General features: G+C 71.1%; 22 protein-coding genes and 1 pseudogene. 8 read left to right on the top strand and 15 right to left on the bottom strand.

The window, feature by feature from the left end:
• A pseudogene (locus tag DT019_RS30830) lies at nucleotides 1-256 on the bottom strand (Crp/Fnr family transcriptional regulator); the annotation flags it as partial.
• Between the two features lie 288 nt (nucleotides 257-544).
• Here DT019_RS30830 and DT019_RS30825 point away from each other — a divergent pair.
• A complete protein-coding gene (locus DT019_RS30825; RefSeq protein WP_114040248.1) occupies nucleotides 545-1,855 on the top strand; it encodes a PP2C family protein-serine/threonine phosphatase in 1,311 nt (436 codons plus the stop codon).
• Between the two features lie 31 nt (nucleotides 1,856-1,886).
• On the opposite strand, the gene DT019_RS30820 is transcribed toward DT019_RS30825, so the two are convergent.
• The 7 genes from DT019_RS30820 to DT019_RS30795 all read right to left on the bottom strand — a co-directional run bounded on the left by DT019_RS30820 (nucleotide 1,887) and on the right by DT019_RS30795 (nucleotide 10,643).
• Nucleotides 1,887-2,300, bottom strand: coding sequence for an SgcJ/EcaC family oxidoreductase (locus DT019_RS30820; protein ID WP_411292752.1), 414 nt, complete (start codon nucleotides 2,298-2,300; stop codon nucleotides 1,887-1,889).
• Nucleotides 2,301-2,436: 136 nt separating this feature from the next.
• Nucleotides 2,437-3,750: a JmjC domain-containing protein gene (locus DT019_RS30815; RefSeq protein WP_114040246.1), complete on the bottom strand. Its 1,314-nt coding sequence runs from the start codon at nucleotides 3,748-3,750 to the stop codon at nucleotides 2,437-2,439.
• Entirely contained in the window at nucleotides 3,747-4,928 is a 1,182-nt protein-coding gene (locus DT019_RS30810; protein ID WP_114040245.1) for a hypothetical protein, read from the bottom strand. Before DT019_RS30810 ends, DT019_RS30815 begins: the two co-directional genes overlap by 4 nt.
• Nucleotides 4,925-7,369, bottom strand: coding sequence for a type 2 lantipeptide synthetase LanM (locus DT019_RS30805; protein WP_223279847.1), 2,445 nt, complete (start codon nucleotides 7,367-7,369; stop codon nucleotides 4,925-4,927). Before DT019_RS30805 ends, DT019_RS30810 begins: the two co-directional genes overlap by 4 nt.
• Nucleotides 7,370-7,459: 90 nt before the next feature.
• Nucleotides 7,460-7,621 carry a hypothetical protein gene (locus tag DT019_RS39870; RefSeq protein WP_189390079.1) on the bottom strand — a complete coding sequence of 54 codons (162 nt, stop codon included), beginning with the start codon at nucleotides 7,619-7,621 and terminating at the stop codon, nucleotides 7,460-7,462.
• Nucleotides 7,622-7,843: 222 nt separating this feature from the next.
• Nucleotides 7,844-9,601, bottom strand: coding sequence for an immunity 49 family protein (locus DT019_RS30800; protein ID WP_189390077.1), 1,758 nt, complete (start codon nucleotides 9,599-9,601; stop codon nucleotides 7,844-7,846).
• A gap of 139 nt (nucleotides 9,602-9,740) precedes the next feature.
• Nucleotides 9,741-10,643, bottom strand: coding sequence for a YihY/virulence factor BrkB family protein (locus DT019_RS30795; protein WP_114040243.1), 903 nt, complete (start codon nucleotides 10,641-10,643; stop codon nucleotides 9,741-9,743).
• A gap of 539 nt (nucleotides 10,644-11,182) precedes the next feature.
• Between DT019_RS30795 and DT019_RS30790 the strand changes: the two genes are divergently transcribed.
• Complete coding sequence (locus tag DT019_RS30790; RefSeq protein ID WP_114040242.1) at nucleotides 11,183-12,139, top strand: SDR family NAD(P)-dependent oxidoreductase; 957 nt, start codon at nucleotides 11,183-11,185, stop codon at nucleotides 12,137-12,139.
• Nucleotides 12,140-12,214: 75 nt separating this feature from the next.
• On the opposite strand, the gene DT019_RS30785 is transcribed toward DT019_RS30790, so the two are convergent.
• Both DT019_RS30785 and DT019_RS30780 read right to left on the bottom strand, forming a co-directional pair.
• Nucleotides 12,215-12,541 carry a plasmid stabilization protein gene (locus DT019_RS30785; protein WP_114040241.1) on the bottom strand — a complete coding sequence of 109 codons (327 nt, stop codon included), beginning with the start codon at nucleotides 12,539-12,541 and terminating at the stop codon, nucleotides 12,215-12,217.
• Nucleotides 12,542-12,665: 124 nt separating this feature from the next.
• Nucleotides 12,666-12,983 (bottom strand): DUF3040 domain-containing protein, encoded by a 318-nt coding sequence (locus tag DT019_RS30780; protein ID WP_114040240.1) that lies wholly within the window; start codon nucleotides 12,981-12,983, stop codon nucleotides 12,666-12,668.
• 427 nt (nucleotides 12,984-13,410) lie between these two features.
• Between DT019_RS30780 and DT019_RS30775 the strand changes: the two genes are divergently transcribed.
• A complete protein-coding gene (locus DT019_RS30775) occupies nucleotides 13,411-14,601 on the top strand; it encodes a glutamate--cysteine ligase (protein WP_114040239.1) in 1,191 nt (396 codons plus the stop codon).
• A 208-nt stretch (nucleotides 14,602-14,809) separates the two neighbouring features.
• Here DT019_RS30775 and DT019_RS30770 read toward each other — a convergent pair whose 3' ends face one another.
• Nucleotides 14,810-15,715, bottom strand: coding sequence for a hypothetical protein (locus DT019_RS30770; protein WP_147267366.1), 906 nt, complete (start codon nucleotides 15,713-15,715; stop codon nucleotides 14,810-14,812).
• 186 nt (nucleotides 15,716-15,901) lie between these two features.
• Here DT019_RS30770 and DT019_RS30765 point away from each other — a divergent pair, with 186 nt between their 5' ends.
• Genes DT019_RS30765 through DT019_RS30755 form a run of 3 tightly spaced genes read left to right on the top strand, consistent with a single transcriptional unit; the run spans nucleotide 15,902 to nucleotide 18,422 of the window.
• Nucleotides 15,902-17,275, top strand: coding sequence for an MBL fold metallo-hydrolase (locus tag DT019_RS30765; RefSeq protein WP_114040237.1), 1,374 nt, complete (start codon nucleotides 15,902-15,904; stop codon nucleotides 17,273-17,275).
• Between the two features lie 38 nt (nucleotides 17,276-17,313).
• Complete coding sequence (locus DT019_RS30760; RefSeq protein WP_114040236.1) at nucleotides 17,314-17,673, top strand: rhodanese-like domain-containing protein; 360 nt, start codon at nucleotides 17,314-17,316, stop codon at nucleotides 17,671-17,673.
• Entirely contained in the window at nucleotides 17,670-18,422 is a 753-nt protein-coding gene (locus DT019_RS30755; RefSeq protein ID WP_114040235.1) for a sulfite exporter TauE/SafE family protein, read from the top strand. Before DT019_RS30760 ends, DT019_RS30755 begins: the two co-directional genes overlap by 4 nt.
• A gap of 39 nt (nucleotides 18,423-18,461) precedes the next feature.
• On the opposite strand, the gene DT019_RS30750 is transcribed toward DT019_RS30755, so the two are convergent.
• Nucleotides 18,462-18,743 (bottom strand): metal-sensitive transcriptional regulator, encoded by a 282-nt coding sequence (locus DT019_RS30750; protein ID WP_114040234.1) that lies wholly within the window; start codon nucleotides 18,741-18,743, stop codon nucleotides 18,462-18,464.
• A 77-nt stretch (nucleotides 18,744-18,820) separates the two neighbouring features.
• Here DT019_RS30750 and DT019_RS30745 point away from each other — a divergent pair, with 77 nt between their 5' ends.
• Nucleotides 18,821-19,387, top strand: a complete 567-nt coding sequence (locus DT019_RS30745; protein WP_114040233.1) for a rhodanese-like domain-containing protein — start codon at nucleotides 18,821-18,823, stop codon at nucleotides 19,385-19,387.
• Nucleotides 19,388-19,429: 42 nt separating this feature from the next.
• Here DT019_RS30745 and DT019_RS30740 read toward each other — a convergent pair whose 3' ends face one another.
• A complete protein-coding gene (locus DT019_RS30740; RefSeq protein ID WP_114040232.1) occupies nucleotides 19,430-19,717 on the bottom strand; it encodes a hypothetical protein in 288 nt (95 codons plus the stop codon).
• A 211-nt stretch (nucleotides 19,718-19,928) separates the two neighbouring features.
• Nucleotides 19,929-20,102, bottom strand: coding sequence for a CsbD family protein (locus DT019_RS30735; RefSeq protein ID WP_114040231.1), 174 nt, complete (start codon nucleotides 20,100-20,102; stop codon nucleotides 19,929-19,931).
• Nucleotides 20,103-20,359: 257 nt separating this feature from the next.
• On the opposite strand from DT019_RS30735, the gene DT019_RS30730 reads away from it, so the two are divergent.
• Nucleotides 20,360-20,521 carry a hydrophobic protein gene (locus DT019_RS30730; RefSeq protein WP_114040230.1) on the top strand — a complete coding sequence of 54 codons (162 nt, stop codon included), beginning with the start codon at nucleotides 20,360-20,362 and terminating at the stop codon, nucleotides 20,519-20,521.
• Nucleotides 20,522-20,715: 194 nt separating this feature from the next.
• Here DT019_RS30730 and DT019_RS30725 read toward each other — a convergent pair whose 3' ends face one another.
• Nucleotides 20,716-21,054, bottom strand: a complete 339-nt coding sequence (locus tag DT019_RS30725; RefSeq protein WP_114040229.1) for an STAS domain-containing protein — start codon at nucleotides 21,052-21,054, stop codon at nucleotides 20,716-20,718.
• Nucleotides 21,055-21,063 lie beyond the last annotated feature (9 nt).

Genomic DNA, 21,063 nt, shown 5'->3' with positions numbered 1-21,063 from the left:
GCTCGGCCGGGATGACGGCCACCCGCTCGCCGGTCTGGACGAAGGTGATCCTCCCGTCCCCCACCGAATAGCTGAGCCGGCGGTTCACCCGGTACGTGCCGCCCTGGACCTGGACCCAAGGCAGCATGCGCAGCAGCCAACGGGAGGTGATCTCCTGCATCTGCGGCACGGACTTGGTAGTGGACGTCAGGTTGCGCGCGGCGGCTGTGCCGAGACTCTGCTGCGCACGGTTCTCGGGGCCTGCCTCGACCGACATGAGCATTTTCCCTTCGACGCAAATAGCTGCGGCCTCAGGGTTCCAGCCCAAGGGGAAGCTCCGCCATTCTCCCTTCGAGGGACGATGGGGAGATCAGTGCGAGGGTGCTCGGGCCCCGCCGATGGGGGCTCAAACCCCTCGCGGGTGTGGTCGGTCCTGGTGGCCCGGCCCTGCCGACCGGTGTGGCCGAAGGCGGCGACCCACCGTTGCTGGTACAGATCGGCGTGTGGCGGGGAAGGCGTAGGGGTGTGCGGTCCTTCTTCGTGGGCCTGACCGGAGGGAGGAGACATGGACGATTTCGACATCGACCAAGTGGTCCAACGAGCCCTGGATCGGCTGACGCTCCTGGCCGAAACCACCATGGCCATGACCAGCACGCTCGACTCCCACGCCGCGGTCCAACGGGTGTGCCGCATCCTCGTGCCCCAATTGGCGGACTGGTGCGCGGTCGACCTGCTGGACGACGACGGCCGGCCCCGGCGGGTCAGCGTCGTCCATCGTGATCCTGGCCTGCTGCCCGTCGGCGGCTTGACCGGGCTGCTCCCCAATCTCCCGGAAGAACCCGTCGGCCCGCTGGCGCGCGTGCTCATCGGCGCCGGCCCTCTGCTGCTGACCGCAGCCGACATCCCGAGCCCCGACAAGGCCGCCGACCCGCTGCACGCCCGCCAGCTCCAGCTGTTCGACCAGCTCGGCACCCACACGGCCGTCGTCGCCCCCGTACGGGCCCGACGGCAAGTCCTCGGCGCCCTGACCATCGGCCGCTCCGCCGACCGAGCCCCTCTCACCTCAGACGATCTCGCGATGGTCGAGGATCTGACGCACCGCATCGCTCTGGGCGTGGACAACGCGCGGCTGCACCGCGAGACCCAGCACATCGCCGAACGCCTCCAGCGCTCCCTCCTGCCCACCCTTCCCCAGACCGGTCCGCTGCAGATGGCCGCCCGCTACGCGCCCGCCGCCAGCACCGCCGAAGTCGGCGGCGACTGGTACGACAGCTTCCTTCTGCCCAACGGCAGCACCACCATGATCATGGGCGACGTCACCGGTCATGACCTGCGCGCCGCGATCACCATGAGCCAGCTGCGCAACATGCTCCGCGGGATCGGCTGCGACCGCCAAGAACCCCCCGGGCACATCCTCCGCCGCCTCGACCTCGCGCACCAGTCGCTCTATCCGCATGCCACGGCCACGTGTCTGTACGCCCTCCTCGACCAGGACGACGACGCCAGCTGGACGATCACCTACTCCAGTGCCGGACACCCGCCGCCCCTGCTGATCACCCGTGAGGGCGACACGCGCTTCCTCCGAGGAGGCCGCGGCCTCCTCCTCGGTGTCGACGCGGCTCTCCCGCGCACCGACGCCGCCGAAATGCTGCCGCCCCGTTGCACCGTTCTCATGTACACCGACGGGCTCATCGAGCGCCGCGGCGAGGACCTCGCCCACGGGATGACCCGCCTTCGCCAGCATGCGGCCGCCCTCGCACGCGAAGACGTCGACACGTTCTGCGACGAACTCCTCGCCGGCATGGCCAGCGATCACACCGACGACATCGCCGTGCTCGTCGCACGCACACCGGCCCGGTCGAAGCGCATCAGCTGACCTCGCGGCCCGACCCCTGCTTCCGCATCAATCAGTCGGCGACGACCGCCGTGTTCTGACAGGCGGCCAGCAGCCAGCGGCCGTCGTCCTGCTTGGCCATCACATACAGCGGCGCTCCCTCGCTCTCCTCGTCCGGGCTCAGGTAGCGCTGACGAACCTTGATCGCCGCGACATCGGGGCGGATGAAGAGCACATGGACGACCTCGTAGCTGACCTTGCCGTCCCAGTTGGCCGCGGGGAGCACGCCGCGGGTGAACTCCGAAATCGCGTCGAGGCCGACGAGAATCTTGCCGTGGGCCGTCGTCCAGACCGCGTCGGGGTGAAAGAGGGCGAGGAACGCGTCGGGGTCCTTGCGCCGCTGGGAGCGCTCGACGGCGGCGACGATCTCTTTGACGGCTTCGATGTCGGCGGCGTACGCCGTGGATTCCGTGGTCATGTGGGCCATGGTGCAACCTCGACCACAGTTGAGATCAAGCGGATGATCGCGCCGGGAAACGGAAGCCCGAGGATGCCTCCGCGACGCTCCACCGCCCGAGCCCTGTCCCGGGCGACGAGGACGAAGCGTGGGCGAGGCCCTGGGATCACAGCCGGGCGACTCCACGGAAGCTCTCCAGAATCTCCAGGAGGCGGCGGGCGCCCGGCCGGCTCGCGGGCAGCGTCTCATCGGTGCCCGTCGTGACGGAGTCCTCCGGAAGGGCGGCGAGCAGGTCCCGCACCGCGACGCCCGGACCGTCCAGGAGGCGCAGCATGCGGCGCACGCACTCCGCGTCCAGGGCGGTCGTCACCGCATGGCCGTTGACCGCGCACACCCGCGCCCCCTCGCTCTCGCCCCACAGCACGGGTGCGGTGGCTCGCACGACGACCTCGTCGCTCAGGGGGTGCGGCTGCTCGGGTGGCGGGGCAGGGCGCAGACCGCCGGCCGTCCAGGTCCGCAGGGACTGCACCACGGCCCGGTCCCGCATGCGCGACGCCTCGGTGTACGTGCCGAATTCCACGAGGGCCTGTTCGAAGACGGGCGGCAGTCCGACGCTCGCCGGATCGGGGACCGACAGGGGTGCCGCGGCGGCGGACAGCCGCGCGAGTCCGGCGTCGGGGTCCATCAGGGAGCGGGCGTCATGCTCGACGAGCAGGTCGTCGAGGTCGTACACGGCACGGTGGTTCTCCCGGGGCACTCCGACGTTGACGCTGGTCGCCATCGACCTCCCCACGCTCTCGCCGACGTGGTAGTGGCTTGCGGGCCAGTACAGGAGGTCGCCGGGCTCCACCTCGGCGGTGAACGACGCGGCCAGGTAGGGCTCGTAGTCGAGGACCGTGGTCGCCGCGTGTGTCCAGGGGCGGTGGGTCCAGAACCGCATCCGTTTGCGGCCCTGCAACGCGAAGAGGAAGGTGGCGAAGCGGTCCTTGTGCACGCCGACCGGTGTGTGTTCGTACGTGCCGTGGAAGAGGGTGGTGATCGCCCCCGTGGTGGGCAGGCCCACCTGTTCCCACAGGCCTGCGAGGAACGCCCGCTCGCGTTCCCACTGCGCGGCATGGAAGCCGTGGAAGGCGTGCACGATCAGCGCGTATCCGTCCTCACGGACCTCGTCGGCTGAAGTGGTCAGGCGTTTCGCGTAGCCCCTGAACGTGGCGTCCGCCGCACGCGGCAGCCACTGCCCAGGGGACGTCTGCTGCAATCGGCCGACCGCGAACTGGGTGTGGGACGGGATGAGATGCGGGTCGGGGGCGCGGGTGGCCCGCAACGCGGCCTGGAAGACCTCGTCCTCCTGGAAGGGGGCCGGACGGACGGACTTGTAGAGCACCGGCCGCCGGTCCCAGTACCGCGCGACGAACTCGGCCCAGTCGAAGCGCTGTTCAACGCTCACCTTGTGGTTCTGGTGCAGCTCCGTGCCCGTCATTCCTGCCCCCGTTCGCCCAGCACCTCGACCGCCCGCAGCCCCGCCAGCTTGGCGAGGAGAGCGGGCACGGCAGCGTTGTGCTCGTCCGCGCCGATCGCGCGGCACAGTTCGGCCACGGTCAACTCCCTTCCCAAGATGAGCTGTTCGGCGATCCGCTCCCCCGCCGCGCCGCCCACGGGAAAGGCATGTCCGTCCGCGGCCCAGAACCACCGGCCCGGCCCGTCGGGTATCCGTACGATCTCGCCCACCACCTTGAAGCGCCGCTCGGATGCCGGAGGGGAGCTGGGGCGGGGTGGCGGAGCGGGGTCGAGCCCGGCCGCCGAGCGCAGGGCGGCCCAGCGCGCCCGGAGCGCGCGGGCCGGACCTCCCTCGGCCAGGGCCGCTCCGGCAGCCTCGCCGACCCGCGCGAGTTCGGGCGCGACAAGCGTCGGGCCGTCGGGCCGGGTGGGCGCGGGGAACGGCAGGAGAGGCACCGCGCCGTCGTGGCCCAAGCGGTCGTGCACGGCGTCCGCGAGCAGGGTTCTGACCGCCGCCGTGACCAGGCGCCGCGCCCGGGGCACCCGGACGCGCAGCGTCACACACCGCTGCGCGTGCCGCTCCCGGCTGCGGTACCCCTCCGGCCAGTACAGCAACTCACCTGCGGCAGCGGCCAGTTCGACGGACTCGCCTCCCGCCTCCGGCCACAGTTCCACCTCCATGGCCCCTTCGAGGACCCAGATGAGGACCGCGTGCTCGGAGGCTGCGCCCATGCCCCGGTCCCAGGTGAAGTGCTCCGCCTCGGTCAGCTCGGACTCCACGGGCAGGCACGGCCAGCCGACGGCGCGCCACAGCCCGGCCAGCTCGTCCCGCACCGCCGTCCACACACGGTGATCCAGGTGCAGGGGCTGGAGCACGCTCAACAGGAGTCCGGGGACGGTCAACTCCCCGCCCACGCGGGCCAGGTACTGCTGTGCGCTCTCGTCGTCGGCGTCGGGCAGCAGCCGTCCGGGGGCGCCCAGCCACCCGCGCGAGGTGTGCAGGCGGACCTTCGGCAGCGCCCGGTAGAGGGTTCCCGCGCGGAACGGCTCGGCCGACTCGACGACCAGCTCGTGGGCCCGCGCGGCGTCCAGAGGCGCGGGAGCCGTCAGCCGCGCCGGCCGCCGTCCCCAGTACTGTGCGGCGAATACGTCCCAGGTCACGTGGCGCTGTCCTTCCGTGTCCCGCACACCGACACCCCGTCGGCGTTCGCGAAGCGCCCGCGCAACCGCGCGGCATACTTCTCCAGCGGCCCCAGGCCCACGCGAGCCCGGCGTGCGTCCACGTGGGACGCGTCCTCGATGGGGCAGGGCACCAATTCCCCCGCCACCCTGCGGAACTTCGTCCCGTACACCTGCTCCCGCCCCTCCGCCAGGCGCAGTGCGTCGGTCACATACGCCACCTCACTCAACGGGACATCGCCGTCCGCCGCGGCCAGCTCGACGAGCCGCAGGCAGCGCCGCTGGAAATCGGTCCGGTCCTCGACGTGCTGGACCAGTGCGCCGGCGATGGCCGAGGCTTCGGGGCCCACGAGCCGCCGCCCCGGCCAGCCGTGTTCCGTGATCACGCCGTCGAGCCAGTCCGCCGCGGCGTCGGTCAACCGCCGCAGCCTCTCTTCCAGTTGGGCGTCCGTGAAGCCTCCAGCGGCCCACGGGGCGCGCAGGGCCGCGTCCACCCGGCCGAGGCGCAGCAGCCGCGCCCGGATGCCGTCGCCCGCTCGCGCGGCATCCGCGCGCGACCCGCCCGGCTCATCGGCCTCGCTCATCTCGTCTATGCGCAGACGGAGTCTGGTCTCGTCCCAGGCGTAAGTGATCCGCCGCCCCGTCCCGGCCCAGTCGAACGACACCTCGCCGCGGTGCGGGCCGTGCAGGGCGATCCGTACGCCGTCCCCGTGCAGGCAGACGTCCGGCCCGGCCAGGTCGGCGAAGACGTGCTCCACGGCGCCGCGCAGCGCGAGGCCGAGCCGGGCCAGGTCGAGCCTGCGCCCCTCGCGCACGGCAGCCGTCGGCGTCCGGCCGACGGCGGGCCCCGGCAACTCGGCGTCCACGGCGCGCCCGCCCGGCTTGCGGAGCGCTTGCAGCGGTCCTCCGTCGGCCGTGCGGAAGAAATACGGCACATCACCCCGCGCCAACTGCGCCCGTTCGTCCGGGGCGAAGGCGGAGGCGACGTCGTCGTGGTCCGCGGTGAGGGCGTCGGCATACTCCCGGGTGGGCCGGGCGAGGACGCGTACGACATGGCCCGGGGCGCGCTCCGCGACGAACTGGGCGATGCGCTCACGGTTGCGGCACATCAGGGTCCAGGCGTCGAACATGCCGCGCAGCATGGCGTCCAGGTACGGCCCGTAGCCGACGCGTCCTGCGGTGTCCGCGACCACCGACCGCGTCCAGGTACGCGCCACGGGCCGGGTCCGGCGTGCCAGTCGCAGCACTCCGTCGTTTCCCACGGTCCAGCAGGTGGGCGGCCCGTCCAGGTCGCACCAGCGGGGCACGCTCTCCAGGCCCACATGGTGCGGGCCGCCGGCCGGATCCTGCACGAGGCCGGTGGCGGACAGGTGGTCCGAGTCGGTGAAGTACACCTCGAGGTCCACCGGGTACAGCAGCGGCCCGTCGTCCCCCGGCCGCGTCCCGGCGGGCAGATTGGGTCCGATGAGGTCGGCCATCCCGAACGCGAAGCCAGCCGCCGCGAGCGCACCGGCCCGGTGCCAAAAGCGCCGGGCCGCCGCCGGTTCCAACACCGTTCCCCGCAGGGCGAGTTCCTGGCCGGTGCGCAGGATGCCGATGGACCGGGGCGGTTCGATCCACTCGTGCCAGCTGTAGTCCGCCCCGTCGGGGCCCTGACCCATCCGGCATCGCAGCACCGGGAGCCGGACCGGCCCGGAAGCCGCCGGCAGACTGTTGAGCAGCGCGAACACCGAATCGGCGGGGGCGCCTTCGGCGCCGTCGGCCAGGAACAGCACCTCGCCCGAAGCGGGCCGAGGCTTGTAGGCCAGGCGCCCGCCCCCGGTGAACTCCACCCGAAGGACCCGCCCGCCGCCATGGTGCGTCTCGTCGCCCTGGGCCCATAGCCCGCTCACCGGGCCGTCGAGCCCTGGCACATCGGGCAGCCCCGCCGCCAGGTCGTGGTCGAGGCGGGTCAGAAAGAGGTCGAGGAAGCGCTCGTACTGAGCGACGCGCAGGGCCGCGAAGTCGGCGGCCCGCCGCTTGCCCAGGGTCAGGCAGGCTTCGAAGACTTCCGTGCTGAGGGGGCCGAACAGGTCGCCATGGGTCACGTCGAGCACCCCGGGTGCGATCAGTCCCGCCCAGCGGGGCGCGGCCCGCAGGCACCACGCGTCGAGCCGCTCCAGGGCCGCGGTGAAGGGCGCGAAGCGGGCGTCGGTCAGCGCGTTGGCGAGCGCCTCGGCCTCTGCCGCGCCGCCCAGGTGCCGCAGGACGACCACGGTTCCCTCCGGCCCGTCCGTCACGACGGGCGGGAACATCCCCTGGGCGCCTCCGTCGCCGAGGGAGTCCACTACTTTCCGTACGCCGTTGGGGAGTTGACGGTTCCGCTCCGCCTCCGGCGCGCTCGCCGCGCCCTGGGCAGGCAGCTCCCACAAGACGTCCGGCACCGCATCCCCCACCCGTCCGTGCCCGGCCCTGGCCGAAAGGCACGGGCGGGCCGTCGTTCCCAGGGCTCCGCCCGTGCTGTCGTGTGACGGTCAGTCGATGATGCAGTAGACCCGTATACAGGTGCTGGCCTGCGGGGCGTCAGCCGCCGGGCTCTGCACGAGCTCCTGCTCCAGATCGCCGATCACCAGGTCGAGCACGTCGTCGCCGACCGGCGCCGCGCTCTGGGGGTCCTGCACCGCAACAGCGTTCATCGCTTCCTCCTGACATATCAAGGACACACGGAACCACGACCGGCCGGGGGTCCCGGCCGGAGAGCTGGGTCGTACGCGAGACTTGCTGGAGATCACAGGGCAGTTGGCCGCTGACAGCCTCGCAATGGCCCATGCACCTGTCAAGAGTTCGTTCACCCACGTCATCGGCGTCGGCCACGCGGCCCGAGTGGCCGACAGACACGTGCCGCCCTGACGCTCGCCCTAGAGGGGTTCGGCTGCCTGAAGGAGTTCCTGCGGAAGGTAGGGGGACTCCACGCGGATCGCCCAGCCGCGGCGGCGGGCGTGGCAGGCCAGGGCGAGCACGTCGAGGTCGACGGAGGCATCCGGACCATCGGCGCGGTCAGCGACCTGGTAGTAGGCGCGATGGGCTTCGAGCGCGTCGGCCAGGGCGAGGTTGAAACTCTCCTCGTCACCGTCGACGAGCTGTGACAGCAGCACGGCCGGCGGCAGCACGCCGCCCCAGTCCGGGGCCTTCTCGGCCTCGTGCAACGCGCGCTGCGCGGTCGCTTCGGGGTCACTGCCCGTCAAGTAGGCGTGCAGGGCTTCGCGGTACGCGGTGAAGGCGCAGCCCTCCGGCCGGGCGGGGGCGGGCCCGATCAGGACGAGCGGGGCGAGGTCCTCGCGTACACCGGTGATCAGGGCGAGAGCAGTCGCCTTGTGCCAGCTGCCGGCACCGGTCTGCTCGTTTCTCTGGGCCGGGTAGCGCAGCGTACGGCCGTCGATGGTCACCTCGACCTCGGTGCCCGGCTTCCCCAGTGCGACACGGAACAGGGCCGCTCCTGCCTGGGAGGCCAGCCGAAGGTTCGCCAGTTGGGCGTCGCTGACGCCGCCGGGGGCGGCCGCGCGCCACTTGAAGAGGCGTTCCTGGTCGCTCAGGACACCACCGAGCTGCCGGAGTGAGAGGGGCTGCCCGTCAACGGGGGTGAACGCCCTCCGGATCCGTTCCTCGTACAGGGCCTCCACCCGCGGGTTCACCGTCCGCTCGAAGTCCGGCCGGTCCACCACCAGCGGGCCTGCGGCGAGGGCCGCTACCGCGTCCGGGCGCCGGTCCCGGCCGAACCCCGAGACCCGCGGGGCGCGGCCCTGGAAGCCGGTGATCAGCGCATGGGGGAGGTAGCCGGTGCGGACCGTGGGTTCCCAGCCCAGCGTCCGGTACGCGAGCCCGGCAAGGGCGATGGGGACGAGCGGCAAGAGCGACCTCGGCGAAGCCGCCGGACCATGCGAGGTGCTGTGCATGACCAGGAGGTCGACGAGAGCGGCTTCGAAAGCCTTCCGGTCCTCGACGACCAAGGCGCGCAACGCGTGCAGCGCCACGCCGTCCGGCCGCTCCAGCAGGGGCATTCCCGTCTGTGCGGCGCCGGCGCGGACGCGGTCCAGGGCGGCGTCGACGACGGCGAGCTTGGCGCGGGCGCTCGGCGGGTATTCCTCGTCGTCACCGGTGTAGTCCAGGACCACGGCCGTCAATCCGGTGGCGAGTTCACCGCCGGGCGTGCCCTTGGCCTGCGCGACGAACTTCTCGCGGGCGAAGTGGAATGCCTCACCGTGCCACGTGGCCTTGTCCCGCAGGACCGCCAGGCAGAGCGCGTCGATCCACTCCCCGGGTGCGATGCTCTCCACGGGGCCGTCCTCACCCGGGTCGTACCCCATGCCGAAGTTCACGTACTCCAGGAAGACCTGGAAGCCACAGTGCGGGTGGTACGCGGCGTAGGCGACGGCGCCGACCGCGGCCTCGCACGCATCCTTGAGGACGGCCTTCGCCTCCGGGGTGTCCAGGTCGGGTGTCTCGACGGAGAGGGCACCCAGGTAGTCCAGGAACTCCTCGGCGATCATCCGCCATGCATAGGTGGTCATCCGGTCGGCTCTCGACAGGGAGTGCACCTTGCCCCCGATGCGGTTCGGGAAGTCCTCGCACGCTGCCGACACGGCGGCCCCGCCCACCTGGTGACGCTCTATTCGCATGTTGCCCTGCTCCTTGATCGGATCTCAGCGACAGCCTAGGAGCGGGGTCTGTCAGGCGGTCGCCTGCCTTACGGCCTTCAGCCGAGCGGCGCCGGGTTGCTCGGTTGCGACGGCGTGTTCCGTGCCGCGGAAAATCTCCTCACGGCTTCGGTGTCTTTTCCCGCGCCGCGCCCGTAGGTGGCGTCGCCTTGCCACGCGCGGGGCGGCCGCGGACCGCGTTGAACTGTGCTCCCGCAAGGAGCGAGAGGTTGGTGAACCAGAGCCAGACGAGGAAGACGACGATGCCCGCCAGTGAGCCGTAGAGGCGGGTGTAGGAGGCGAAGTGACCGGCGTAGAGGGCGAAACCGGCCGACGCCGCGAACCACAGCAGCACCGCCAGCAGGCCGCCCGGCAAGCCCCGGCGCACACCCCGCGCCTCACGGGGTCCGGTACGGAACAGGACGAGTACCAGGACCGTGACCACGCCCAGCATGATCGGCCAGCGCAGCATCGGCCACGTACCCAGGCTGTCCAGCCCGAGCAGGGCCGCCGCTCGGCGGTCCAGCGGCCCCGAGACGACGATCGCGGCCGAACCGGTCAGGAGCAGAGCGAGCAGGACCACTGCGGTGGCCACGATGGTGTGGGCGGTGCGCAGGGCGGGGCGGTTGTCCGGCAGGTGGTGCATGGAGTGCAGAGCCCGGCGGAAGACGGCCAGATAGCTGGTCGCCGACCACAGCGCGCTGACGGTGCCCGTGGCCACCAGCAGCCACACCGCGGACTGGGCAGTCGTCATCTCGCGCAGCGCGCCGCGCAGGGCGACGGCCGACTGAGCGGGAGCGTAGGAGGTGAGGTCGTCGATCAGGCGGCCCGTCGCCTGCGGAGCCGCCAGACCGATCACCGAGACAGCGACCAGCAACGCCGGTACCAGCGCGAGCACGGCGTAATAGGTCAGCGCCGCCGCGAAGTCGGACACGTTGTCGTTCCACACCGCCACCGCGGTAGCCCGCAGATCCCTGCCCAGCGCCTTGCACGAGGCAGTAGCACGGCTACGCCTTCTGCCCATGCGCGACGCGAGTTCAGACACCGGATTCCCTTTCCGTGGGGCGGCGTGCGAAGTACGGATGCCCATCGTGACGCGCCCCACGCCACCTGGGCCGTTATGCGCGAGCAGCGGTGTGGACGGCAGAGACGACCGGTCGAACAGTAGACGGAACGGCGGACCCGGCAAAGTTCACGCCGAACGCCCAGACGACCCAAGCGGGGTCAGCCTTAAGCAAGGCGGCCGAGCCTGGTCACGTGCGCGATCCCACGACGGGCAAACCAGGGTGAACAAGAAGAGCCATCCACGTTCCATGCCCTGTCCGACGCGCGCCTGAGGGCCATGGTTGCCGGGGCGGCGCGACCGCCCCCGTTGTCGCGCCACAGCATGAGCCCAGAGATCGTCGAGCGGCGGCGCTGACAGAACGAACCGCCGGGCAGGGCGGTGCGGAGGAGGGCGGGCAGGGCAGAGCGGACCGGGGTACAGCCGCATAAGAGGGTCGTCAGGGGGCACCTGGTACGGGGTACCGATGGTGCACCCCACGTCTCACCCTGGAGTAGACGTTGACGCCACGACCGAACCGCTTCGATGGCCGCACCGCACTGGTCACGGGATCCTCACGCGGCCTCGGCCTCCTCATCGCCCGCGAGCTCACCCGGCGTGGCTGTCGTGTCATGCTCTGCGCCCGGGGCGCCGAAGGCCTGGCCACCGCCGAACGGAAGCTGCGCGCGCACGGTGCCGAGGTGTCGACGCTCGCGTGCGACATCACCGAGCCCGGCGCGCCGCAGTTGTTGATGGAGGCGGTCCACGAGCGCTTCGGCACGTTGGACATCCTCGTCAACAACGCAGGCATCATCCAGGTGGGCCCCCTTGACGCCTTCCACGAGGAGGAATTCCGTCTGGCGATGGAGACCATGTTCTTCTCTCCGATGCGTCTCGCCCTCGCGGCCCTGCCGGATCTGCGCGGCGACGCCGGGACGCTCGTGAGTATCTCCTCGATCGGCGGCCGGATCGCCGCTCCGCATCTGCTGCCCTACGTCTCGGCCAAGTTCGCCCACGCGGGCTTCTCCTCGGGGCTGCGGGCTGAACTCGCGGGCTCGGGGGTCAGCGTGACCACCGTGTTCCCGGGGTTGATGAGGACCGGGTCCCACACGGCGGCGCGTTTTTCCGGCCGCCCGGGCGCCGAGTACGGCTGGTTCGCGGCGGCGGCTTCCCTTCCCGTGCTGTCCATGGACGCGGGCCGGGCAGCCAGGGCCATCGTGCGCGCGGCCGAGCGCCGCCGCCCAGAGCTCGTCCTCACCCCGGCCGCCAAAGTGGCCGTACGGATGCAAGGCCTGGCGCCGGTCGCCACAGCACGCCTGCTGGCCGCAACGGCCCGCGCCCTGCCCGAGGCAGGCGAAGAGCCGCGCCATGACGTCGGCTCCCGGGCTGCAGAGCGGTCGTGGCTCCCCCGGTGGGTCACCACGCTCGGCGACCGCGCGGGGCGCCGCCTGGGCGAGCCCCGCCCGAACAGGCCCTGACCCGCCCGGGGGCCGCGTCCGAAACCGCCCGTCCCACCGTGACCGCACACCAGAGCCCGGACGAACGGCCTGGGTTCAGCGCCCGAGCGCCTTGCGCAGTTCCTGCTTGTTCATCGACGAGCGCCCCTCGATGGTCCGCTTCTTGGCCTCCTCGTAGAGCTGGTCCTTCGTCGGTCCCTGAGAGCCGCTGTGCGAACGCTCGCCCCCACGTTGAGACGCCGATTTCCTGTCCTGCGTCGACGTCTTGCTCGACGTCTTCGACTCGCCGGACCGGGCTCGCTCCTTGTTGACGGTCCGCGAAGCGAGCTCCTTCGCCCGCTTCGTGGACGCGCCCCGCTCCTCGGCGCTCTCCTTGATGTGCTCGTACTGCCGTTCCCGCTTGGAACTCGACCCGCGAGGCATGACCACTCCTTGGATTCAGTGATGTTCGGGCTGCCTTTTCACCATGTGCGGCCGCGCATCGGCCCGCAATCGGACGCGCACCTGGAACCAGCACCTCGTGGCCCGGGCCCCGCCAACACCGCGCTCAGAGCAGCGGCTTCCTGGGACCGTCGTGCCTCGAACCCGCGGCCCAGCGACACAACAGACAGCACGCCCCCACCAGGGTGAGTGGCCAGACCCCGGCGAACGCCCAAATGACGGCGGGGTCGGACGTGCGGATTCCACCGATGAGGAGCCCCAGCGACACGAAGGCCAGGGCTGTCACCAGGGCGGGCAGCCGGGAACGACGGCGCCTGCGAAGGCTCCCGGCCATGGCCCGATCGAACCGGCGATCACGCCGCAACCGGGCCTCGATGTCGTCGAGGGTGTTCTGCTCTCGCTGCGAAAGTTCGATTTCTTCCATGATCGGCCTGCTCAGTTGGGGACGGGCTGCGAGGGATGCACGAGGCGCGGACCCGATGGGCCGCCGGTACGTCGTCCACGGCCGCGAGGCATCCTTCGCCTCGGCACGCCGTTCCCCGCGAGTACCCCGCGAGCCCGACCAAAACGCGCAGCCGATGGTCGACGAAGTACCCGGTCCCACGCGTGCGGTGGCCGGTGAGGCGGCACCTGCGACGTGGCCTCGCCCGGGTCCGCCGGATTCCCCGACGTGATGGCGGGAGAGTCGGTCGCGTTCGAGGAGGTCGGCTCGCCCCGCGGCGGGCGAGGAGCGCGGCGGCGGTCGGGCCGACCAGGCCCCGCCAGGTGGAGGACCCCGGGCTGCGGCCTCATATCGGCTCGTTCCAGCCAACACACCCGGCAGGATTACTGTAAGTGACACCCTGGTGGCCATGGAGAGCGAAAAGTGGACGCCCACCCCCGCCCTGCCCCCTTCACCGGCATGCAACGTCCCGTCCTCGCGGCGCATCGGCGGTCCACCCGTGGTGCGAGTCGGCGTGGAGGAGGAGTACCTGGTGGTCGACCCGGTCTCCCGGCAGCTCAGCACGCGCGCGGACAAAGTCGTCGCCGAGGCGGCCGCAGAACTCGGGGCCAGAGTCACCACCGAACTGACCCGCTACCAGGTCGAGGTCCGCACCCACCCCCACACCAGCCTCACCGCTCTTGAAGAGGACTTGCGCCACATCCGCCACGCCGTCGCATGCGCCGCCGCCCGCCTGGGGCTGCGCATCGTCTCCAGCGGAACACCCGTCCTGGGCCAGCACACTCCCCCGCCGGTGTCGGAGGGTGCCCGGTACGCGCAGAGCCTGGCCACCTTCCGCGCTTTGGACGACGAGCAGACCGTGTGCGCCTGCCACATCCACGTGGAGATCCCTGACCTGGCCACCGCGCTCTCGGTCAGCAATCACCTGCGGCCCTGGCTGGCGGCGCTGATCGCGCTGAGCGGCAACTCACCTTTCTGGGGCGGCCAGGACACCGGCTATGACAGCTGGCGGACCTTGACCTGGGGACGCTGGCCCGTGGCCGGCCCGCCGCCCTACTTCGAGTCCGCCGCCCACTACGAGGATCTCGTCGGCCGACTCATCACCAGCCACACCCTCTTGGACCGTGCCGGTGTGTACTGGGACATCCGCCCCTCCCATCACGTGCCGACCCTGGAAGTCCGCGCCGCCGACGCCGCTCCCACACTCGACGACACCCTCTTGCTGGCCGCCGCGGTAAAGGGCCTCACTGCCGCGGCCCTTGTCGCCGTACGCGACAGCCAGGCCGCTCCCCGGCCGCACCCTGAAATGCTTCGGGCCGCGCACTGGCGCGCCGCCCGCGACGGTGTCCGCGGCCAGAGCGTCGACCTCTCCACCGGTCGGCTCCAGCCCGCCGCCCGCTACCAGGACCAGCTCTGGCACACCGCCCTCAGCGCCCTGCCTCCCGACGACCGCACGCGCGTCCACGCGGCCCGCCGCCATCTCGCTGCACAAGGCAACGGGGCCGACCGCCAACGCACCGCCTACCGCCACCGCCACAGTCACAAAGACGTCGTCGACCACCTCATCCAGCAGACGACCACCGGCCTTGACCGAACCTGACTTTGCAGCAGCGGGCATCGCTGTCAGGGGCTCGAAAGGGGCGGCCCCGTACGCCCTCTTTCCTGACGCCCGTTCAGCATCGGTCCGGGTCGTTCAGCCGGAGGCGGCGGGCTGGATGCCGAGGGGGCCAAATCGGTCCCGCGTCACACCGACGGGTCTCTTCAGCCGAGGCCCACCTCACGGCGCATCGGTCGTCGTGAACACGGGGTTACCGGCGCCGCTTACCCCGATGGAGCTCGTCGAGCGCCTTCTGCGCTTCTTCGGCTGCGGTCCGCGCGGTCCGCGCCTTCTTGTCGGCCCGCTGCTGGCGCCGGAGTGCCGTGTCCGCCTCCGTGGCGTAGTGGCTGTGTTGCTCGCGCGCGGTCTGAAGCTGTTCCTGCAGGGTCGCGATCTGCTGGTCGAGTGGTTCGAGCCGTGCACGGCTCCGGGTGAGTTCCTTCTCCGCGAGCGCGAGCTCTTCCTCGGCTTCCTGGTACTCCTGCGAGGTGCGGTCCACCCTGGCACGGGCGCGCTTCTCCTCCCTGGTGTCCGCCTGTACGGGCCCGGGGGCCGGGGCCCCTGTCGCTACGGGGGCGGTGGGAGGGCGCTTCTTCGTTCGGGGCGCGGCCGTGCCGGGTGCGGGTTCCAGGTTCTCGAAGCCGACCGCCGCGGGGGGTGGCTTCGCCAGGACACCCGCCGCCCAGGTCTGGGCGGTGTCCGGGTCGGCGAGGACAGCATGGAGGATCTGCTCGACATCGTGCTGGGCGCCTTCGGTGATGGGCTGGCCCGCTTCGTCGGCCAGTCGGCGGGCTTGACCGGCCATGGCGGCGATCACTTCGTGCCGCTGGTGCGACAGCTCCCGCAGCTCTTCACCCGCCAGCGTTCGGTGGGCCTCTCGCAGCGCCTGCCCCAGCTCCAGCAGTCGCCGCGTCTGGTCCGCTTCGGAGCGGGCCAGGAGGTTCGCGGCCCACACCGCCAGGGTCGGCTTGCGCAGAGCCTTGATCTGCTTCGCCGCGACGCTCTCGCCCGCCGCACGCGCCCGGGCCACATACGCGTCCCGCCCGGCGGTGAACTCGTCCGGCCTCAACCCGTAGAGCTCCCGCGTGATCGCATCCACATCAGACACATCAGCCACGTCCACAACTCTCCCCCACCAACCATGCCTCGGCGCGCGAGGGGCGGACCGAGACCCGGGGTACGCAGGCGCCGAGCGGTGCCATCAGACCGTTCCAGATACCGTCGGAATACCCCCGGGGGTACCCCTGTTATGGTGAATATCAGATACCCCCCGGGGTACAGCGTTCGGAAGGAGTCGTAAGCCGTGTTCTTTGTCGACACCCTGGAGTTCGAGGGCCTGGGCAACCGCAGCTATCTGGCCGGCGGGCCCCACAGCGCGGTGGCCGTCGACCCGCCGCGCGACATCGACCAGGTCATCGCCGCAGCGGCCCGTCGCGGTGTGCGCATCGCCTTCGTGGCCGAGACCCATGTGCACAACGACTACGTCAGCGGCGGACTGGAGTTGGCCCGCGTCACCGGCGCCCAGTACCTGGTGCCGGCGGAAGCACGCGTGTCGTTCGACCGGGTCCCTGTGGCCGACGGCGACGCCGTGACGGTGGACGAGGGCCTGGTGCTGCGCGCGATCGCCACTCCCGGCCACACCCCGCACCACACTTCCTACGCCCTGTCCGAGTACGGGCACGGTGTGGCGGCATTCACCGGCGGGTCGCTGCTGATCGGCACGGTGGGCCGCCCGGACCTGGTCGAGCCGCGACTGACCGAGCAGATGGCTCGCGCCCAGTACGCCTCCGCCCATCGGCTGGCCGAGGAGCTTGCCGACGAAGTGCCGGTGCTGCCCACCCACGGGTTCGGCAGTTTCTGCTCCTCTTCCCAGAGTCGGGGGAACGCCACCACGATCGGCAAGGAACGCACGACGAACGACGCACTGACCCTGGGCGTCGACGATTTCCTCGCCCGGATGCTGTCCGGCCTGGACGACGCACCCGCGTACTACGCACACATGGGACCGGCCAATGCGGCCGGCCCCACGCCGGTCGACCTCACCTCGCCGAAGCGTGCGGACGCGGAAGAGATCGCCGCTCGGTTGGCCGCGGGTGAGTGGGTGGTGGATCTGCGCAACCGGAGGGCCTTCGCCGAGGGGCATGTGGCCGGATCGTTCAACTTCGAAGGCGAGGGCCAGCTCGCCACGTACCTGGCCTGGCTGATCCCGTGGGGCAAGCCTGTGACGCTGCTCGCCGACACCCCCGAGCAGATCACCCGCGCGCAGCGGGAAGTCGTGCGGGTGGGCATCGACCGCCCGGCCGCCGTCGCCACCGGTGACCCGGCGGGCTGGATCCGGGACGGCGAACAGCTCGCCTCCTTCCCCCGCGCCCGATTCGCCGACCTCGCCGATGTTCGTGAGCGCGGTGACGACGTGACCGTTCTGGATGTACGCCGAGACTCCGAACGCGCGGTCGGCTACATCGAGGGCTCCGTCCACATCCCGATCCACGAACTGCCCGGCCGCATCGGCGAGGTGCCGGACGGTGTGGTGTGGGTGCACTGCGCGGGTGGGATGCGCGCGGCGATAGCCGCCTCCCTGCTCGACGCCGCCGGCCGAGGCGTGGTCGCTGTCGACGACGGCTTCGACGCCGCCCACGAGGCGGGGCTGGCACTCATCCGCCCCGATGCCGACTGACCCGCGCCTCCGGCCACCCGCACGAAACGGATCACATGATGTTCTCGCTCCTTCGCACCGGCCCCGCCCGCCTCACTCCCGAGCAGGCCCATCAGCGGACCGGTGACGGCACAGCCGTCCTGCTCGATGTCCGCGAAGCACCCGAGTGGAAGGCGAGTCATGCGCCCGGCGCGCTGCACCTGCCGCTCTCCCGTCTGCTGGCCGGGGACCCCCTCCCGGAAACCTTGCAGGGCAAACCGATCGTCGCGATCTGTCGCTCCGGTCACCGTTCCCAGGCGGCTGCCAAGCTGCTGGCCCGGCGCGGCATCGAGGCCACCGACGTCGTCGGCGGCATGGCCGCCTGGGCCCGGGCGGGGCGGCCGCTCTCCGGTGGCCGCGGCGACGGTGTCATAGCGTGAGCGCGCTGATCCTTGCCCTGATGGCGGGTGCCGTGGTCGGACTCGCGCTCGGCGCGCTCGGCGGAGGCGGCAGCGTCCTGGCGGTGCCCGCGCTGATCTACCTGCTCGGCTTCACCCCGGCCGCCGCGACCACCGCCGCCCTGATCATCGTCACCGCCACCTCCCTCACCGCCCTGTACGCCCACGCCCGTACCGGCCACGTCCGCTGGAAGGCCGGTGCCCTCTTCGCCGGGGCCGGACTCCTGCCCGCCGCTGCGGCCGGAGCCGCCGCATCCCGCCTGCCGCAGGCCGCGTTGACCGCCGCGTTCGCTGCCGTCGCCGCCCTCGCCGCCGTGAAAATGCTGCGCCCCAGCCCCGCCACGACCGGCTCCGAGCCACACGAGGCCCGGCCCGCCAGAGCGGTTGGCGCCGGCGCCGGGCTGGGCGCGCTGACCGGCCTGCTCGGCATCGGCGGAGGCTTCCTCGCCGTCCCGGCCCTGGTCACCGTCCTGGCGTTCGAGATGCAGGCCGCCGTCGGCACCAGCTTGCTTGTCATCTCGACGAACTCGCTGGCTTCCCTGGCCACGCGTGGCGCCACCGCCGCCGGCCTGGACTGGGCGGTGATCGGCCCCTTCACCGGAGCGGCGATCCTCGGCGCCTGGGACGGCAAACGTCTGGCCGCCAAGGTCACCGGCCCACGCCTTCAGCGCACTTTCGCCGTTGTCCTGCTCGCGGTGGCCGCCCTCATGCTGACCGACGCTCTCACGTGAGGAGCCCCACGGCGTACGAGGTGCCCGCGGCCCCCGTGCTCAGGCCAGAGAGAGGAACAGCTTCTCCAGCCGCGCACGCATGTGCTCCCGGTCGCCGGAAGCGGCCATGTCCTCATCGGTCAGGCAGTGCTGCAAGCCGGTGGCGATGATGGCGAAACCCGCCTTGTCCAGCGCCCGCGAGGCCGCCGCGAGCTGCGTGACCACTTCCTCGCAGTCCCGTCCCTCCTCGATCATCTTGATCACACCGGCGATCTGGCCCTGCGCCCGCCGCAGCCGGTTGACCACCGTCTTCAGTTCCTCAGCCGCCATCGCCAGTTCCACAGCCCACGCTCCTTCGAAATACCCCCGCGGGTATCCTACCGAAGGGGTAACCCCAACCCAGCGAAGGAAAGTCCCGCGTGCCCACGCCCACCTCACTCTCCGCCGACCAGGCCAACGCCTGCCTTCACGAGCTGACCGTCATCGACGTGCGCACGCCCGGCGAGTACGCCTCCGGTCACCTGCCCGGTGCCCACAACATCCCCCTCGACCGCCTCAATACAGCGTTGCCCGCCCTGAAGGACGCGGCCCGTCGCGGCGGCCTCCTCATTGTGTGCGCCTCCGGCGCCCGAGCCGCGACCGCCTGCCGGCGCCTGGCCGACCACGGCGTCACCGCCGCCACCCTCACCGGCGGCACCAACGCCTGGACGCAGCGCGGTCACGACATCCGCCGCCCCACCGGCCCCAGCACCTCCTGGGCCATGGACCGCCAGGTGCGCCTCGCCGCCGGATCCCTCGTCCTGGCCGGAGTGATCGCCGGACAGCGCCTCAGCGCTGCGCGCTGGGTGGCCGCGGGCGTAGCCGGAGGCCTTGTCCTGTCCGCGCTGACCGACACCTGCGGCATGGCCAAGATCCTCGCCAGGCTCCCCCACAACCGGCCGACGACGGCCGGCTTGGAGGCCACTCTCACCGCACTGACCGACTGACCCCAGCAGGCCGCCAGGCACCGCTCCCGGCATTCCACGGGCTCAGCCGAGACCACGATGGGCGGCCCACAACTCTCCGGCACGGCTGGCAGCCTCGGCGACGAGAGCCGCCAGTTCGGGTTGGTCGGGTACCGGGAACGAGACGTATGCCCCTCGACCACCGGCGACGGGTCGGCCGTAGGCCTTTACTGCCAGGTGCCCGTCCGGGAGAAGCCGGACGTTGAGCGTGGTCAGGGTGAACTCCTCACCACGTCGAGCGTCCGTCCAACGGAGAGCCTGCGGGATCGTGACGTTGATCGCCAGAGCACTCACTTCCAGGTCGCTACTCATGGGCGGATGCTCTCACGTGAATCGCCGCCGACGCCCGCTGCCGGCCTGCACAGCTGGGCAGTTGGATCACGACCCCCCACGGGCGAGTACGGGAAGCGTGGCTGCCGCTACCGGCTCCAGGGGCGTCGGGGAGGTCTGCACACTCTCGTGGCCGGGGCCGCACCAGGTGGTGCGGCCCCGGCCACGAGCCGTGTCGGCGGAGAGGTGCCGGTCAGTCCTTGAAGACGTCCTTCACCTTCTCCTTCGCCTCGCGAGCGTCGCCCTTGGCCTGCTCGGCGCGGCCTTCGGCCTCCAGGCGCTCGTTGCCGACCGCGCTGCCCGCCTTCTCCTTGACCTTGCCCTTGGCCTGCTCGACCTTGGACTGCGTCTTCTCATCGCCTGCCATTGCACTCAACTCCTCTTGCACCACGGTTAGCCGTATTGCACTCAAGGAATCGCGTGTCCCATATCCGCCGCCGCAAACAGGCACGATCGCATCGTCTTGAAGGATCCAGCAGTCGTGTCGACGACACCACGCGCCGAGCCGCTTCTCCAGCAGAAAGGGGAAAGACGAATGCCCGGTCGAGAATCTCATAAACAGTCGCGTTACGACGGTGTAAGCCTGCGTCGGCGGGGCATCCGCTTGCTCGGAGGTTGATAACTATGGTTCCCCTGCTTCTCGTTCTTCTGCTGGCCCTGATCCTCTTCGGTGCGGGTTTCGCACTCAAGGCGCTCTGGTGGATCGCCGTCATCGTGCTCATCGCCTGGCTGATCGGGTTCGTCGCCCGACCCAAGGGCGGAAGCGCACGCTGGTACCGCTGGTAGACGCCAGCCACACGTAATCCACATGTGGGGGCTCCCCGTCCTGCCGGGACGGGGAGCCCCCCCCATCGGTGTCCCAGCAGGCACGGGGAAGTGCACGCGCGCGTGGGTGGTGCCCGGAATCCCGGGTACCAGTAAGCATCCCGCGAGTTAATTCCCCTTCTCCCGCCTCCGATCCCGGAGTTCGCAAAGTCGGATCAGAGTACGTCCGGTGTACCACTGGCGGGGAGAACCGGGAAGATCTGATCGAGGCCGACGGTCCGGAGCACGGAGAGGGTGCGAGCGGGGACATTGGCAAGAGCGAACCCGGCATCGGCGGTCGCGGTGTGGTTGTGTGCGGCGATCATCGCGGTAATGCCGCTCGAATCACAGAAACGCAGACCGCTCAGGTCCAGGACGAGTCGTTGGCCGGGCTGGAGGTCGAGGGCCTGAAGGCGCTCGCGCAGTGTGGGCGCGGTGGCGTAGTCCAGGTCCCCGTCGATCTGGAGAACAGGGCCGGTGGGGGTGGCGCGGAGAGTAAGTACCAGCGGGTTCATTCTGCGGTT

The sequence above is a fragment of the Streptomyces sp. SDr-06 genome (assembly GCF_003324565.1).
Taxonomy (GTDB): domain Bacteria; phylum Actinomycetota; class Actinomycetes; order Streptomycetales; family Streptomycetaceae; genus Streptomyces.
Note: the sequence above shows the minus strand (reverse complement) of the source record. Positions and strands in the feature narration are given on the sequence as shown.

Bases quoted from the DNA above. Each gene is read 5' to 3' on its own strand.
- DT019_RS30785 (WP_114040241.1), bottom strand. From the start codon at position 12,541: ATGCCTCGCGGGTCGAGTTCCAAGCGGGAACGGCAGTACGAGCACATC.
- DT019_RS39870 (WP_189390079.1), bottom strand. From the start codon at position 7,621: ATGAACGCTGTTGCGGTGCAGGACCCCCAGAGCGCGGCGCCGGTCGGC.
- DT019_RS30760 (WP_114040236.1), top strand. From the start codon at position 17,314: ATGTTCTCGCTCCTTCGCACCGGCCCCGCCCGCCTCACTCCCGAGCAG.
- DT019_RS30815 (WP_114040246.1), bottom strand. From the start codon at position 3,750: ATGACGGGCACGGAGCTGCACCAGAACCACAAGGTGAGCGTTGAACAG.
- DT019_RS30775 (WP_114040239.1), top strand. From the start codon at position 13,411: ATGGAGAGCGAAAAGTGGACGCCCACCCCCGCCCTGCCCCCTTCACCG.
- DT019_RS30780 (WP_114040240.1), bottom strand. From the start codon at position 12,983: ATGGAAGAAATCGAACTTTCGCAGCGAGAGCAGAACACCCTCGACGAC.
- DT019_RS30820 (WP_411292752.1), bottom strand. From the start codon at position 2,300: ATGGCCCACATGACCACGGAATCCACGGCGTACGCCGCCGACATCGAA.
- DT019_RS30725 (WP_114040229.1), bottom strand. From the start codon at position 21,054: ATGAACCCGCTGGTACTTACTCTCCGCGCCACCCCCACCGGCCCTGTT.
- DT019_RS30730 (WP_114040230.1), top strand. From the start codon at position 20,360: ATGGTTCCCCTGCTTCTCGTTCTTCTGCTGGCCCTGATCCTCTTCGGT.
- DT019_RS30735 (WP_114040231.1), bottom strand. From the start codon at position 20,102: ATGGCAGGCGATGAGAAGACGCAGTCCAAGGTCGAGCAGGCCAAGGGC.
- DT019_RS30740 (WP_114040232.1), bottom strand. From the start codon at position 19,717: ATGAGTAGCGACCTGGAAGTGAGTGCTCTGGCGATCAACGTCACGATC.
- DT019_RS30795 (WP_114040243.1), bottom strand. From the start codon at position 10,643: ATGGGCAGAAGGCGTAGCCGTGCTACTGCCTCGTGCAAGGCGCTGGGC.
- DT019_RS30800 (WP_189390077.1), bottom strand. From the start codon at position 9,601: ATGCGAATAGAGCGTCACCAGGTGGGCGGGGCCGCCGTGTCGGCAGCG.
- DT019_RS30825 (WP_114040248.1), top strand. From the start codon at position 545: ATGGACGATTTCGACATCGACCAAGTGGTCCAACGAGCCCTGGATCGG.